10 protein-coding genes, 1 pseudogene and 1 riboswitch are annotated in these 14019 nt (G+C 75.5%); of the genes and pseudogenes, 1 reads left to right on the plus strand and 10 read right to left on the minus strand.

Translation table 11 applies throughout. The annotated features are described in order from the left end of the window. Positions 1–50: 50 nt before the first annotated feature. Entirely contained in the window at positions 51–968 is a 918-nt protein-coding gene (locus HUT19_RS31115; RefSeq protein WP_176183638.1) for an SCO1860 family LAETG-anchored protein, read from the plus strand. Between the two features lie 506 nt (positions 969–1474). Here the strand turns inward: HUT19_RS31115 and cobC are convergent. The 10 genes and pseudogenes from cobC to HUT19_RS31165 all read right to left on the minus strand — a co-directional run bounded on the left by cobC (position 1475) and on the right by HUT19_RS31165 (position 13153). Continuing rightward, positions 1475–2527: an Rv2231c family pyridoxal phosphate-dependent protein CobC gene (cobC, locus tag HUT19_RS31120; RefSeq protein WP_176183639.1), complete on the minus strand. Its 1053-nt coding sequence runs from the start codon at positions 2525–2527 to the stop codon at positions 1475–1477. Beyond that, positions 2517–3356: a sirohydrochlorin chelatase gene (locus HUT19_RS31125; RefSeq protein ID WP_176183640.1), complete on the minus strand. Its 840-nt coding sequence runs from the start codon at positions 3354–3356 to the stop codon at positions 2517–2519. Before HUT19_RS31125 ends, cobC begins: the two co-directional genes overlap by 11 nt. A 380-nt stretch (positions 3357–3736) precedes the next feature. Beyond that, positions 3737–4183: pseudogene (locus HUT19_RS43365) on the minus strand (cobalamin biosynthesis protein); the annotation flags it as partial. 28 nt (positions 4184–4211) lie between these two features. Then, a complete protein-coding gene (locus HUT19_RS31135; RefSeq protein ID WP_176183642.1) occupies positions 4212–5678 on the minus strand; it encodes a cobyrinate a,c-diamide synthase in 1467 nt (488 codons plus the stop codon). Continuing rightward, a complete protein-coding gene (cobO, locus tag HUT19_RS31140; RefSeq protein ID WP_176183643.1) occupies positions 5672–6268 on the minus strand; it encodes a cob(I)yrinic acid a,c-diamide adenosyltransferase in 597 nt (198 codons plus the stop codon). The genes HUT19_RS31135 and cobO overlap by 7 nt, the downstream gene beginning before the upstream one ends. Continuing rightward, positions 6268–8427, minus strand: a complete 2160-nt coding sequence (locus HUT19_RS31145; RefSeq protein WP_176183644.1) for a putative cobaltochelatase — start codon at positions 8425–8427, stop codon at positions 6268–6270. The genes cobO and HUT19_RS31145 overlap by 1 nt, the downstream gene beginning before the upstream one ends. 46 nt (positions 8428–8473) lie before the next feature. Further along, on the minus strand, positions 8474–10006 hold the full coding sequence (locus HUT19_RS31150; RefSeq protein WP_176183645.1) for a cobyric acid synthase: 1533 nt from the start codon (positions 10004–10006) through the stop codon (positions 8474–8476). Beyond that, complete coding sequence (locus HUT19_RS31155; RefSeq protein WP_176183646.1) at positions 10003–11016, minus strand: cobalamin biosynthesis protein; 1014 nt, start codon at positions 11014–11016, stop codon at positions 10003–10005. The genes HUT19_RS31150 and HUT19_RS31155 overlap by 4 nt, the downstream gene beginning before the upstream one ends. Positions 11017–11172: 156 nt before the next feature. Then, a riboswitch (cobalamin riboswitch) is annotated at positions 11173–11325 on the minus strand. Positions 11326–11529: 204 nt separating this feature from the next. Further along, positions 11530–11802, minus strand: coding sequence for a hypothetical protein (locus tag HUT19_RS31160; protein ID WP_176183647.1), 273 nt, complete (start codon positions 11800–11802; stop codon positions 11530–11532). A gap of 13 nt (positions 11803–11815) precedes the next feature. Beyond that, entirely contained in the window at positions 11816–13153 is a 1338-nt protein-coding gene (locus HUT19_RS31165) for an inorganic phosphate transporter (RefSeq protein ID WP_176183648.1), read from the minus strand. Positions 13154–14019: the final 866 nt, after the last annotated feature.

The following is a 14019-nucleotide window of genomic DNA, read 5'->3' on the forward strand; positions in this document are numbered from 1 at the left end:
TCCTGTGGGGGTCCACTCACGTGTCCTGTTCCCGTAACACCTTCTTCGGCATGCCCGCTCGCCGTCTCGCGGCCGCCACTGCCGCTGCCGCTGTCTCCGTCCTGGGCGCCCTGCCCGCGGTCACCGCGCACGCCGACACCGGCAAGACCACCGGCAAGACCACCGGCAAGACCACCGGCAAGGCGGACGCGGTCGTGCTGCGCACCGACCTGGACGTCGCGCTGCTCAACAAGACGGTCTCCGCACCGCTCGCCGTCGCCCTCAACGAGGTGCACGCGCCTCAGACCGCCAGCAAGACCGCGCTCTCCGCGACCCTGGACGGGGTCGACGGCGGCAAGCCCTTCAACGTGCTGAGCGCCGATGTGGCCACCGCCCGCGCGGCCGTGGACAAGCAGCGGGCCGAGGGCTACTCCAACCTCGTCAACGCCAAGATCCATGTGCCCGGCCTGACCACGATGCCGCTCATCCAGGTCCAGCAGGTGACCTCGAAGGCGGTCTGCGCGGCCGGGAAGCGGCCGACGGCCGACTCCAACGTGCTCGGCACCGCCACCGTGCTCGGCAAGAAGGTCACCCTGACCGCGGGCGGCACCACCACGGTCGACGTGCCGTCGGTGGGCACGGTCCGGCTCGACCTGTCGAAGACCTCGGTCACCTCGAGCACGGCGGCGGCCACGGCCCTGAACCTCAAGGTCTCGGTCAACCCGCTCAAGCTGAACGTCTCCGAGGTCAACGGCCAGATCACGCTTGCCCGCGCGACCTGCGAGTCCCCCGTGGCCGCGGACGAGCCGAAGACCCCGGAGGTGGGCAACCAGGCCAAGCCCGACCCCAAGCCGGAGAACCTGGCCGAGACCGGTGGCAGCTCCGCCACGCCGTACCTGATCGGCGGCGGCGCCCTGCTGCTGGTGATGGGCGCCGGCACCGTCACCGTCGCCCGCCGCCGCCGCGCCGGAGCGGACGCCGACGCCTGACCGACGGCAGGGCCGCAGGCCCCGGCCTCCGCGCCGTGACGACGGCGCGGGGGCCGGGGCCGTGGGTCGGTGGCCCGGCCGGGGCCCTGGATCGGGTGCCAGGGCCTCCGTGTCCCGGGCGCCGCCCCGGCCGGCCGGGGCCTGGCGGCCCCGTGCTGTGGACGGCTCCGCGAGGGCTCGGGGCCGTACGGGCCAGCGCCCGGCGGCCCGGTGGCATCGGGGCCCCGGGGGCCGGGCCCAGGCCGGAGCCCGTCGAGCCCGGCGGCTCCAGGATTCCGGCTCCCGGCCCTGCCCGCTTCCAGGACTGGTGGCCTCCGCGCCGTGGTGACGGCGCGGGGCGTGGGCGGTGGCCCGGCGAGGGCCCCCTGCCCGGGACCGACCAGGGGCTCGGGGTCAGGCGGCCCTGTGCTCGGGCACTGTCCCCGTGCCGTGGACGGCCCCGGTACAGGCCGCGGCCCGCACCCCGGGGCACCGGGATTCCGGCTCCCGGCCAGCCCTGCCGAGGGTCAAGGGCCGTGGTCCGGCAGGGCCTTGGACAGGGCTGTGGCGAGGCGGTCCGTGGTGGGGCGGTCGCGGACCGCCAGCCGGAGCCAGTCCGGCCCCAGGCCCGGGAACGTGTCCCCGCGCCGGACGGCGAAGCCCAGCTCCCGCAGCCTGGTGCGCACCGCGGCGGCGCCCGGTACCTGGATCAGCAGGAACGGCCCGGCCGCCGGGCCGCACACCCGCACCTGCGGGAACTCCGCCAGCCGCGCCGCCAGATGGGCCCGGTCGGCGGCCGTCCGCTCCGCCGCCCGCGCGGCCTCGGCCAGCGCCGGGGCCGCACAGCACGCCTCCGCCGCGACCAGGGCGGGGGTGGACACCGGCCACAACGGCTGGACCCGCTCCAGCGCGCCGATCGTCTCCTCCTCCGCCAGCACATAGCCGATGCGCAGCCCCGCCAGGCCCCACGTCTTGGTGAGGCTGCGCAGCACCACGAGCCCCGGCACATCGGTCCGGGCCGCCAGGGACTCGGACTCACCCGGCACCGCGTCCATGAACGCCTCGTCCACCACCAGCGTCCGCCCCGGCCGGGCCAACCCGGCCAGCACATCGGCCGAATGCAGCACCGACGTCGGGTTGGTGGGGTTGCCGATCACCACCAGATCCGCGTCGTGCGGGACCGCCGCCGGGACCAACCGGAAGCCGCTCCGCTCGTCCAGGACGACTCGCTCCACCCGGTGCCCGGCGTCCCGCAGCGCGGCCTCCGGTTCCGTGAACTGCGGGTGCACCACGACCGGGCGCCGCGCCGGAAGGGCCCGCGCCAGCAGGACGAACGCCTCCGCGGCCCCCGCCGTCAGCAGCACCCGGCCGGCCGGCACCCCATGGCGGGCCGCGACCGCCGCGCGGGCCGCCCGCCCGTCGGGATAGGCGGCGAGCCCGTCGAGGGACGCGGCGATGCGGGCCTTGAGCCAGTCCGGGGGCGTATCGGCCCGGACGTTGACCGCCAGGTCCGTCAACGCGGCGTCAGCGCCCCGCACCTCCGCGTCCCCGTGGTGCCGCAGGTCGAACTCAGCGGACATCGGCGTGTGCGTCGGGGTGGGCCAGGGCGTGGTCCTCGGCGGTGAAGCCCGCCCGCTCGGACGCCCCCGCCGCCTCCTCGTAGCGCATGAGGACGAGGTCCATCAACGCCCGCGTCGGGCCAATGGCGTCGGCGGCCATCACCTCGACCTCCGGGTGGGCCAGCCCCCAGCCCTCCGCCTGCTGCCGCACCCGCTCCAGCGCGTCGCCCGGGAAGACGGCGTACGGCAGCACGACGACGCGCCGCGCCCCGAGCCGCGCACAGCGCTCCAGGCCGAACGGCACGTCCGGCGCGGCGAGGGAGGCGAAGGCGGCCTCCACCCCCGCGAAGCCGCGGCCCTCCCACAGCAGCCGCGCCGCCCGGTGCACCTCGGCGTTGGCCTCGGGGAGCGGCGATCCGCCGCCCACCAGCAGCACGGTGGTCTCCGCCCGGTCCGAGGGCAGCCGTCGACCGCCGCCCAGCGCCTCGTCGAGGCGGCGCTCCAGTACGTCGAGCAAGGTGGGGTGCGGGCCCAGCGCACGGGCGCAGGAGAACGACACCTCGGCGTGCCGCTCCGCCTGCTGGGCGAGCGCGGCGGCTATGCCGTCCCTGGGGTGTTCCACCGGTATGAGGGTCAGCGGTACGACGGCGAAACGGGTCACCCCGGCCTCGACGAGACGGCCGACCGCATCGGACAGGGGGTGGGCGGCGCCCGGTCCGGTGAGGCCGCCCGCCACGGGCAGGTCCGGGTGGCGGGCGGCCACCTCTTCGACGAAGTTGTGGAAGACGGCGGCGCGCCCGTCGTCCCGGGTGCCGATGCCGGCGATGAGCAGCGCTGGCGGGGTCGTCACGAGCTCTCCTTGGTGGTGCAGGTATTGCGGGGTCTCACGGCGAACGGGAGTGCGGTGGGGGCCGTTTCGCCCCCGAGACGTTACTGACGGATGCCGCCGCGCGCGACAGCAGGTCTTCGCTGCCCGCCCCGGGCGGATGTGCCGCCCGGGAGCGGCGTTGAGTCCCGCCGGTCCGCGGCGCGCTGTGCGGGGCCGCCTCCCAGGGGTGCGACGTCCTGCGCGGGGGTGGTGGCACGGCGCCCGGGTGTGGCGTCGGTGAGGTTACCGCGCTGCGCGGGCCCTGTGTCCATCGAACGTTCGCCTTCCCGCCCGGCACCGTCCAGCCGGAGTGTGGCCGCACGGCCGGGGGCGCCGCCCCGCACCGGGGCCGCCTCCGGCGCCGGGCGGCGGCGGGCCACCGCGCAGGTGACCCTCGCCGCCCGGCCCCGCGGGCTCGACTTGCGTTTGCGGACGAGCAGTTCGGCGCCCGGGCCCGCGGCCAGCAGCGCCGCGGACTCGGCCACACCCGGTGTGCCCACCGCGGCGAGCGTCGTCGCGGACGGAGTGGGGACCTCCACGGTGGCCAGCGCCGACGCCGGGTAGGCGCGCAGCGGTACGCCGAGGCGCGCGGCCGCTTCGAGCAATCCGGGCTCGGCCGCCCTGGCCTCGACCGTCGCCAACTCGGCGATCCGGCCCGGGGAGAGACCTTCGGCGGCGAGGACCGACTCGACCAGCCCGGCGACCTCCCCGGCGGACACCCCCCGGCTCGCACCGACCCCGACCACCACCTCCGGCGGCGCCACCGGCTCCACCGACTCGGGCGGCGCCGCGGGCTCCGGCGGCGCCACCGGCTCCACCTCGGCCCGCCCCGTCAGATCACCCGGCGTGGGACACATACGGGACGCATCCGCCGACAAAACGGGCTGCCACGCCCGGGACCGCGGCCCAGTGCACATGGAGGTACGAGGCATGCACCCGGCCCTGGGCGAACCCCTCGGTGCGGCGCTCCGGGTGGACGACCCCCCAGGCGGGGTCCCGGCCCGCGCCCGGTTCGATGGTGGTGCGGTGGAACTCGTGGCCGCGCACCCGTGTCCCGGCGACGGCGAGGGCGGTGTCGGAGACGGCCACGGCCTCACGGTAGCCGAGCGTCAGCCGATCCGACATCCGTGCTTCCGCCTCAAGCACCCCGCACATCGGCTGCCCGTCGAGCGAGCTCGCCAGATACAGCAGCCCGGCGCACTCGGCCGCGATCGGCGCACCGGACGCGGCCAGCCGGGCCACCGCGGCGCGCAGCGGCTCGTTGGCCGACAGTTCGGGCGCATACACCTCCGGGAAGCCACCGCCGATCACCAGACCCCCGGTGCCGTCCGGGAGGCGCTCGTCCCGCAGCGGGTCGAACGGCACGACCCGCGCCCCGGCGGCGGTGAGCAACTCGCTGTGCTCGGCGTAGGAGAAGGTGAACGCGGGCCCGCCCGCCACCGCCACCACCGGCTGCTCGGCCGGGACGGAGCCCGCGCCCCGCACTGCCGCGCGCACCTCCGCCACCGGGTCCCACGCCGGGCCGGACAGCGGCGGCGCGCTGTGCGCCAGCGCCAGCAGGCCGTCCAGATCGCATCCCTCGCGCACCTGCGCGGCGAGGGCGGCCACCGAGCCCACCGCCTCCGCACGCCGCTCGGCCACCGGCACCAGGCCCAGATGGCGGCTCGGCGCCCGCACCGCGTCCGTACGGCGCAGCACGCCGAACACCGGGACCCCCGACCCCTCCAGCGCCTCGCGCAGCATCGTCTCGTGCCGGTCCGAGCCGACCTTGTTGAGGATCACCCCCGCGACCCGCACCTCGGGATCCCACGAGGCGAAGCCATGGACCAGCGCGGCCACCGACCGCGACTGCGAGGACGCGTCCACCACCAGCACCACCGGGGCGCGCAGCAGCTTGGCCACATGGGCCGTGGAGGCCAGCTCGCCCTGTCCGGCCGCACCGTCGAACAGGCCCATCACCCCCTCGACCAGGGCCAGATCGCAGCCCGCCGCGCCATGCAGGAACAGCGGGGCGATCCGGTCCGGACCGCAGAGATAGGCGTCCAGATTCCGGCCGGGGCGCGAGCCCCCGCCACCGGGCCAGCCACCTGATCCGCCATCGGACCCGCCACCGGAGCGGGCCGACCGGCCCGACCGCGAGACGGCCAGCGCGTGATAGCCGGGATCGATGTAATCCGGCCCGACCTTGTGCGGGGACACATCCAGCCCCCGCTCCGCGAAGGCGGCCATCAGCCCCGCGGCGACGGTCGTCTTGCCGCTCCCGGACGAGGGAGCGGCGACGACCAGACGGGGAACATTCACCACTCGATGCCTCGCTGGCCCTTCTGACCGGCGTCCATCGGGTGCTTGACCTTGGACATGTCGGTGACCAGGTCGGCGAAGTCCAGCAGCTGCGGGGGTGCGTTGCGCCCGGTGATGACCACATGCTGCGTCCCCGGCCGGTCGCGCAGGACGGCCACCACCTCGTCAGGATCCACCCAGCCCCAGTGCATCGGATACGCGAACTCGTCCAGCACGTACAGCCGGTATGTCTCCGCCGCGAGATCGCGCTTGACCTGCTCCCAGCCCTCGCGCGCCGCCTCCTCGCTGGAAGCGATGTCGCGCTGGACCCACGACCAGCCCTCGCCCATCTTGTGCCATGCGACGGTCCCCCCTTCGCCCGAGTCGCCCAGGACGCGCAGCGCACGCTCCTCGCCGACCCGCCATTTCGCGGACTTGACAAATTGAAATACACCGACCGGCCAGTTCTGGTTCCACGCCCGCAGCGCCAGCCCGAACGCCGCCGTCGACTTGCCCTTGCCCACGCCCGTGTGCACGAGCACCAGCGGACGGTTGCGGCGCTGGCGGGTGGTCAGCCCGTCGTCGGGGACGACGGTCGGTTGTCCTTGCGGCATCAGGCGGCCCTCCGGGTGGTCGAAACGTTCCGTACATCGCGGACCAGCGCGGTCACGCTGTCCGCGCGCAGTTCGTCGAGCGTCACCGGCGTACCCCGCAGTTCGCGGGCGAGCGCACCGGCCAGTCCGAGCCGCACCGGCCCCGCCTCGCAGTCCACGACCACCGAGGCGATCCCGTCGCCCGCCAGCAGCCGCGCCGCCTGCCCGGCCCGTGCGACCGGCGTGGCCGCGCCGTCCCGGCGTGCTCCGCCGTCCCGCCGGGCCTCGGTGGCCCGGCCGTCGGTCACCACGACCAGCAGCGGACGACGCGAGGGGTCCCGCAGCCGCTCCACCCGCAGCACCTCGCGGGCCTTCAACAGCCCGGCCGCCAGCGGAGTCCGGCCGCCGGTGGGCAGCCGCTCCAGCCGGGCGGCGGCCGCGTCCACCGAGGAGGTGGGCGGCAGCGCCAGCTCCGCGTCCGTGCCCCGGAAGGTGACCAGGCCGACCTTGTCGCGCCGCTGGTAGGCGTCCAGCAGCAGGGACAGCACCGCTCCCTTGACCGCGCCCATGCGCTTGCGGGCGGCCATCGACCCCGACGCGTCCACCACGAACAGCACGAGATTGCCCTCCCGGCCCTCGCGCACCGCCTCGCGCAGATCGTCACGGCGCACCAGCAGCCCCGGACCGCTGCGCCCGCGCGCGTGCTGATGCGGTGCCGCGGCCCGTACGGTCGCCGTCAGATGGAGCGAGGAGAGCGTGCCGCGGGGACGCCGGGCGCCGGTGGTGCGACCGTGCGCGGTGCGGGCGCGCGACCGCCGTCCGGCCGCCCCCTCACCCAGGCCCGGCACATCCAGCCGCCGGGTCCGGAACGGCTCGGCGGCGCCCACGGCCGCCGTCTCACCACCACCGCCCGCGCCCGCTCCGCCGCCCGTCCCGGACTCCTGGGGCGCCTCGGGGCCGTCGGCCGCCTCGGGTTCGCCGTCGCGCGGGCCGGGGACGGTCGGCTCGGGCGACGACGGCGGCTGCTGCGCGCCGTCGTGCGGCAGTCCGCCGCCGGGCCCGCCCTCCGGTCCGTCAGGACCCCCGTCCGGGCCGTCACCGTCACCGTTACCGTCGCCCTCGTCCCGTCCGGGGCCCTGGTCCGGCTTCGGCGGCTCCGGCTCCTCGTCCTCGAACCGCCGCAGCACCTCGTCGAGTTTGTCCTCGTCCAGTCCCGGCGCGTCGAACGGGGCCCGGCGCCGCCGGTGGGGGAGCGACAGCAGCGCCGCCTGGCGCACGTCCTCGGTGCGTACGTCCGTCCGGCCCGCCCACGCGGCCAGCGCCGTCGCCGTACGCGCCGTCACGATGTCCGCGCGCATCCCGTCCACCTCGAACGCGGCGCAGACCGCCGCGATCTGCCGCAGCGCACGGTCGCCCAGGACCACGTCCGGCAGCAGGGCGCGCGCCGCCGCGATGCGCTCCCGCAGGCTCCCCTCGTCCTCCGCCCAGCGCGCCGCGAACCCGGCCGGGTCCTCGTCGTACGCCAGCCGCCGCCGCACCACCTCGACCCGCTCCTCGGTGTCCCGCGACGCGGTGACCTCGACCGTCAGCCCGAACCTGTCCAGCAACTGCGGCCGCAGCTCGCCCTCTTCGGGGTTCATGGTGCCCACCAGGAGGAAGCGTGCGGCATGCCGGACGGACACGCCCTCGCGCTCCACATAGGAGGCGCCCATGGCGGCCGCGTCGAGCAGCAGGTCGATCAGATGGTCGTGGAGCAGGTTGACCTCGTCGACGTACAGCACCCCGCGGTGCGAGTCGGCCAGCAGCCCCGGCTCGAACGCCTTGACCCCGTCCGACAGCGCCCGCTCGATGTCCAGCGCGCCCACCAGCCGGTCCTCGGCGGCGCCGACGGGCAGTTCGACCATCCGCGCGGGCCGGACGGCGCCCGTGCCCGGCTCGTGCGGCCCGTCCGGGCACTGCGGGTCGGGCGCGGCCGGGTCGCAGGAGAACCGGCAGCCCGAGACCACCTCGACCGGCGGCAGCAGCGCGGCCAGGGCACGGACGGCCGTGGACTTCGCCGTGCCCTTCTCACCGCGCACCAGCACCCCGCCGACGGCGGGGGAGACCGCGTTGAGCAGCAGGGCCAGCCGCATGTCGGCCATCCCGACGACCGCGGTGAACGGGTAGGTGGCGGTGGTCATGCGGCGGTACCTCCAGCGGTGCGTACGCGGTCGCGGTCCGGGATGCTCATGTGGTTCCTCCTGGCGCCCCCGGCGGTACGAAGGGCAGCCCGTCCGGCAGGCCGTCCTCGATCAGCCGCAGCAGCGCGTCCGTGTCGGCGTGCTCCTCGATCAGATCGCCCAGGCGGTCGAGCTGCTCCTCGCGCAGCTCCCCGAAGCGGGTGTCGGGCGCGGGAACGAACGCCCGGCCCGCCGCGTCGGCCACCCGCCGCAGAAAGGCCCGCCGGAAGCCGTCGCTCTCCAGCGAGCCGTGCCAGTGGGTGCCCCACACCGAGCCCGCGCGGCAGCCGTCGAGGAAGGGTTCGTCGCCGCCGTCGAGCAGTTCGGCGACCCCGTGGTGGATCTCGTAGCCCTCCACCCGCTCGCCCAGGGCCTCGCCCACCGGCCGGGCGAGGGTCTTCTCCGCCGCGAACCGCACCCGCACCGGCAGCAGCCCCAGGCCCTCGACCGTCCCGGCCTTCGACTCGACCTCGTCCTCGATGCGTCCGCCCAGCACCTGGAAGCCGCCGCAGATGCCCAGCACCGGCCGCCCCTCCGCGGCCCGCCGCACCAGGGCCCGGCCGAGCCCGCGCTCGCGCAGCCACTCCAGGGCCCGGACCGTGCCGCGGGTGCCCGGCACCACCACCAGGTCTGCGTCGGCCAGCTCCTCGGGACGGTCCACGAAGCGCACCACCACGCCGGGTTCGGCGGCCAGCGCGTCCACATCGGTGAAGTTGGACATCAGCGGTACGGCGGCCACCGCGACCCGCAGTACATCGTCGCCATGGGGCGGCGCGACGACGCTCTCGCGCACCGCGCCGCGCAGCGACACCCGCAGCCCGTCCTCCTCGTCGATGCCGAGGCCGTGCGCGAAGGGCAGCACCCCGACCGTCGGCCGCCCGGTGAGCCCGCGCAGCATCTCCAGACCGGGCTCCAGCAGGGTCACGTCGCCGCGGAACTTGTTGACCATATAGGCGGCGATATGGCGCTGGTCCTCCTTGGACAGCAGTGCCGTCGTGCCGAAGAACGACGCGAACACCCCGCCGCGGTCGATGTCCCCGACCACCACCGCCGGGATCCCGGCGGCCCGCGCCAGCCCCAGGTTGACGATGTCGGTGCGGCGCAGATTGATCTCGGCGGGGCTGCCCGCGCCCTCGCATATCACCGCGTCATGGGTGCGCCGCAGCTCCTCCAGGCACGCGGTGACCGTCTCCAGCAGCCCTTCGCGCCGCTCGGCGTGGTACCCGCGGGCGCTCATCTCGCCCACCGGCCTGCCCAGCAGCACCACCTGGCTGCTGCGGTCGCTTCCCGGCTTCAGTAGTACGGGGTTCATCAGCGCGCTCGGCTCCACGCGCGCTGCCGCCGCCTGCATGGCCTGCGCCCGCCCGATCTCCGCCCCGTCCCGGGTGACAAAGGAGTTGAGCGACATGTTCTGCGCCTTGAACGGCGCCACGCTCACACCCTTGCGCGTCAGCCACCGGCAGATGCCCGCCGTGACCACGCTCTTGCCCGCGTCCGAGGTCGTCCCGGCGACGAGCAGCCCGCCCCCTGTTCCGCTCATCGGCTCCCTCTCCGCTTCCCCGGCGCCCCGCCTCTGCCGGTCAGAAACCCGCCCCTGTCGGACAGAACCCTGCCCACCACCAGCCGTGCCGTCACCGAGGTCACCAGGGCCAGTGCGCCCACCCGCCGCGACAGCCGCACCGCGCGGTCGATGTCGCCGCCGCGCACCGGCCGTCCGCCGCCGCCCAGCACCGGCCGGTGCTCGACCCGGCCGGAGTACGTGAGGGTGCCGCCCAGCCGCACCCCGAGCGCGCCCGCGAACGACGCCTCCACCGGGCCCGCGTTGGGGCTGGGATGGCGCTGTCCGTCCCGCCGCCAGGCCCGCAGGGCACCGCGCGGGTCGGGGCCCGCGACGGTCGCCAGGGCGGCCGTCAGCCGCGCCCCGGGCCAGCCCGCGACGTCGTCCAGCCGGGCCGCGGCCCAGCCGAACCGCCGGTAGCGCGGCGACTTGTGGCCCACCATGGCGTCCAGGGTGTTGACGGCCCGGAAGGCGACGAGCCCCGGCACCCCGCCCACGGCCCCCCACACCAGGGCGCCCACGACGGCGTCGGAGGTGTTCTCCGCGACCGACTCCACCACCGCGCGGGCGATCGCTTGGGCGTCCAGCGCCTGCGGGTCGCGTCCGCACAGATGCGGCAGCCGCTCCCGGGCGGTTTCGACGTCCCCGGCGGCCAGGGCGCCGCCGATGGCCCGGGCCTCGCGCCCCAGCGTCGTGCCGCCCAGTACGGCCCAGGTGGCGGCGGCGGTCAGGGCGATGTCGGCGCGGCGGCGCCCGACCACGGCGCGTACGGCACGCGTCAGGAGCGCGGCACCGGCGGCCGCGCCGCCCGCGCACAGTGCGGTGTGCAGGGCCCCGTAGCCGCGGTGGTCGCGCCACAGCCCGCGCTCGGCGGCCAGGGCGGCCCGCCCGAACGCGGCCACCGGATGGCCGCGCCGGGGGTCGCCCGTGGCGAGGTCACCGAGGAAGCCGAGAGCGGCGCCGCACGCGAACGAGGCGTGATCGGCACGCATCCCTCAGCCCGCCGTCGTGCCTCGGCCGAGGGGCCCCCGCGTGACACCTCCGCCGAGGGGGCCGCGGAGCGGTGGGACGGGTGGCGTGGCGGTGCCGGGCATGGCGGTATGTCCTCACTCAGGGTCCGCGCCCTGGCTCGACGTGACCGGCGGTGAGAGTCTCCTGGCTCCCGGATCCGCGGTTCTCCCGGTCTTCCAGCTCCGTGTACGGACCAGCCGTACGGACGAGCCGTGACCCCGTGCAGGCGATGGGAGAGCGCTCCCCGGTGACAGTGGCGGGACCGCGCCGGATTCGCACCGGCTTCCTCTGCTGCCGCCGTTTGGCTCCGGAAGTCCACCATGCCCCGCGAAGGGCCGTCAACTCGCCCATGACCTGCGACGCACGAGTGTGCCGAGGCCCACATGAGCCCGCGCGGCGCGCACGGCGGACGGCCGCCGGGCGGGACACGCTGGTCAGCGTCTCCCGCCCGGCGGCCGTTGTGTTCAGGGGTGCCGAGAGGCGCCGAGGAGCCCTCAGGCGACGATCAGATAGATGCCGTACGCCACCACCGCGGCGCACAGCGTGAAACAGGCGTACGCGCCGGAGCGGGCGAGTGCGGACGAGCCGCCCTGTGCCGTGACCGTGCCGGTGGCGGCGGTGGTGCCGGTGGCTGCGGCCACTCCCTCGGGCTGGAGCCCCTTGCGGGACGTGCCGACGATGCCCATGGTGAAGACGCCCACCACTCCGACCGTCACCGCGAGGCTGACGCCGAAGACCTGGCCGAGTGCCGCCCAGTCGATGCTCATTGCGTTGCTCCCTTTAGCTGCTGGTGCCGCTCGACGCCGCGGAGGCGGCAGAGCCGGCCGTGGCGACGGCCTTCGGCTGTTCGGTCGTGGTGTCGGTGGTGTCCGTGGTGTCCGTGGCGTCTGTGGTGCTCTCGGCCGTGGTGTCGGGGCCGGTGACGATGCCCGTGTCCGATCCGGCGGCGGAACCCACCGGGGGCGGGGCGACCGACCGGAGGGCGGCGGTGATCACACCCACCGGCTCGGTGGTGCCGACCTCGTTGACGTTGGCGGCGTCCACCGGCTTGCGGCGGGACAGCGCCCAGATGACCGCGCAGCCCGCGACGGCGAGCACGGCCACCGCCGTGACACCCCAGTTGCCCTGGTCGGCCAGGAGCGCGGACCCGGCCGCGATCAGACCCGCGGCGGGAAGGGTCAGCGCCCAGGCGATGACCATGCGGCCCGCGGTCGACCAGCGCACCACACCGCCCTTGCGGCCCACGCCCGCGCCCATGACGGCACCGGAGCAGACCTGGGTGGTGGAGAGCGCGAAGCCGATGTGCGAGGAGGCGAGGATGACGGTCGCCGCGCCGGTCTGGGCCGCGAAGCCCTGCGGCGGCTGGATGTCGGTGATGCCCTTCCCCATGGTGCGGATGATCCGCCAGCCGCCCAGGTAGGTGCCGAGCGCGATGGCCAGACCCGCCGAGACGATGACCCACATCGGCGGGTCGGAGTCCGGCGCGATCACACCGCCGGTCACCAGCGCCAGGGTGATCACACCCATCGTCTTCTGCGCGTCGTTGGTGCCGTGGGCGAGGGAGACCAGGGCGGCCGAGGCGATCTGCCCGGCGCGGTAGCCCTTCGCGGTGTCCTCGGGGGCGCGGTCGCGGCCGAGCCGGTAGGTGAGCCGGGTCGCGGCCAGTGTGGCGATGCCCGCCACCAGCGGAGCGGCGACGGCCGGGATGAGGACCTTCATGACGATCGCGTCCCCGTTGACCCCCTCGAAGCCGACCGAGGCCACGGTGGCGCCGATCAGACCGCCGAAGAGGGCGTGCGAGGAGCTGGACGGCAGCCCGGCGAGCCAGGTCACCAGGTTCCAGAGGATCGCTCCGACCAGACCCGCGAAGATCACTTCGGGCCGGATACCGGAATCCTCGTCGAGGATCCCTCCGGAGATGGTCTTGGCGACCTCCACGGAGAGGAAGGCGCCGACGAGATTGAGTACGGCCGACATCGCCACCGCCACCCGGGGACCGAGTGCGCCCGTGGAGATGGTGGTGGCCATGGCATTGGCTGTGTCGTGGAAGCCGTTCGTGAAGTCGAACACCAAGGCCGTGATGATCACGATCCCGATGAGAAGCGTGATGTGTTCCATACACCCGGTCAATCAGTTCGAAGGTCGGTAGTGGCACGGTGAACGTAAGGAAACTGGGTGAACGAGAGGTTAACTAGGGCGGGCATCGGGATGACGTGGCTGGGTGGGTGCGGCATCGGCCGGCCACCTGGCGTATTCCCCCTCGCCACAAGGAGTTTGGGCACCGTACACCCAGCCCCTCCGGCCCCTCATGCCCCACCCGCGCCCGGCCCCCCGCCCCCGCCCGGGTGAACACCGCCCTACGACCCCCGATCGTGCCGAGCCGAAACGGACCCGGACCCGGGCCCGCGCCCTCGGCCCCGGCGGCGGGAGGGCGCGGGACCCCGTCCGCCGCCGGGGCCCTACGGCCACCGGCGGCCGGGCCGTCGCCTGCCGCTCGGCTCCGCCGTCGCCCGCCCCGGCGCGGTCCCAAGGCCGCTCTGCCGCGCGCGGCCTCGGCGGCCCCGGCCCGTCAGCCGTTCATCCGTGCCCGCGGGCCCGGCGCCTCCGTCTCGTCAGCCGTTCACCTTCGGTCGCGGCCCGTGGAGATCCGTTTCCGCCCGAGCCCGTGTCTCCGGCTCTCCCGCCGTCGCCCACCCGCGGCTGTGCGCCCACGAAGTTCCGTTTCCGCCCGCGCCCGCGCCCGCGCCCGCGCCCGCGCCCGCGGCCTCGGCCTCGGCGCGCCTCCGTCTCGTCAGTGGTTCAGCCGCGCCTGCGGGCCCGGCGCCTCCGTCTCGTCAGTGGTTCAGCCGCGCCTGCGGGCCCGGCGCCTCCGTCTCGTCAGTGGTTCAGCCGCGCCTGCGGGCCCGGCGCCTCCGTCTCGTCAGTGGTTCAGCCGCGCCTGCGGGCCCGGCGCCTCCGTCTCGTCAGTGGTTCAGCCGCGCCCC

This window comes from Streptomyces sp. NA02950 (genome assembly GCF_013364155.1).
In the GTDB taxonomy this organism is placed as follows: domain Bacteria; phylum Actinomycetota; class Actinomycetes; order Streptomycetales; family Streptomycetaceae; genus Streptomyces.

Coding starts and splice junctions, on each gene's coding strand:
- HUT19_RS31115 (WP_176183638.1), top strand. CDS start 51: ATGCCCGCTCGCCGTCTCGCGGCCGCCACTGCCGCTGCCGCTGTCTCC.
- cobC (WP_176183639.1), bottom strand. CDS start 2,527: ATGTCCGCTGAGTTCGACCTGCGGCACCACGGGGACGCGGAGGTGCGG.
- cobO (WP_176183643.1), bottom strand. CDS start 6,268: ATGCCGCAAGGACAACCGACCGTCGTCCCCGACGACGGGCTGACCACC.
- HUT19_RS31145 (WP_176183644.1), bottom strand. CDS start 8,427: ATGACCACCGCCACCTACCCGTTCACCGCGGTCGTCGGGATGGCCGAC.
- HUT19_RS31150 (WP_176183645.1), bottom strand. CDS start 10,006: ATGAGCGGAACAGGGGGCGGGCTGCTCGTCGCCGGGACGACCTCGGAC.
- HUT19_RS31155 (WP_176183646.1), bottom strand. CDS start 11,016: ATGCGTGCCGATCACGCCTCGTTCGCGTGCGGCGCCGCTCTCGGCTTC.
- HUT19_RS31160 (WP_176183647.1), bottom strand. CDS start 11,802: ATGAGCATCGACTGGGCGGCACTCGGCCAGGTCTTCGGCGTCAGCCTC.
- HUT19_RS31165 (WP_176183648.1), bottom strand. CDS start 13,153: ATGGAACACATCACGCTTCTCATCGGGATCGTGATCATCACGGCCTTG.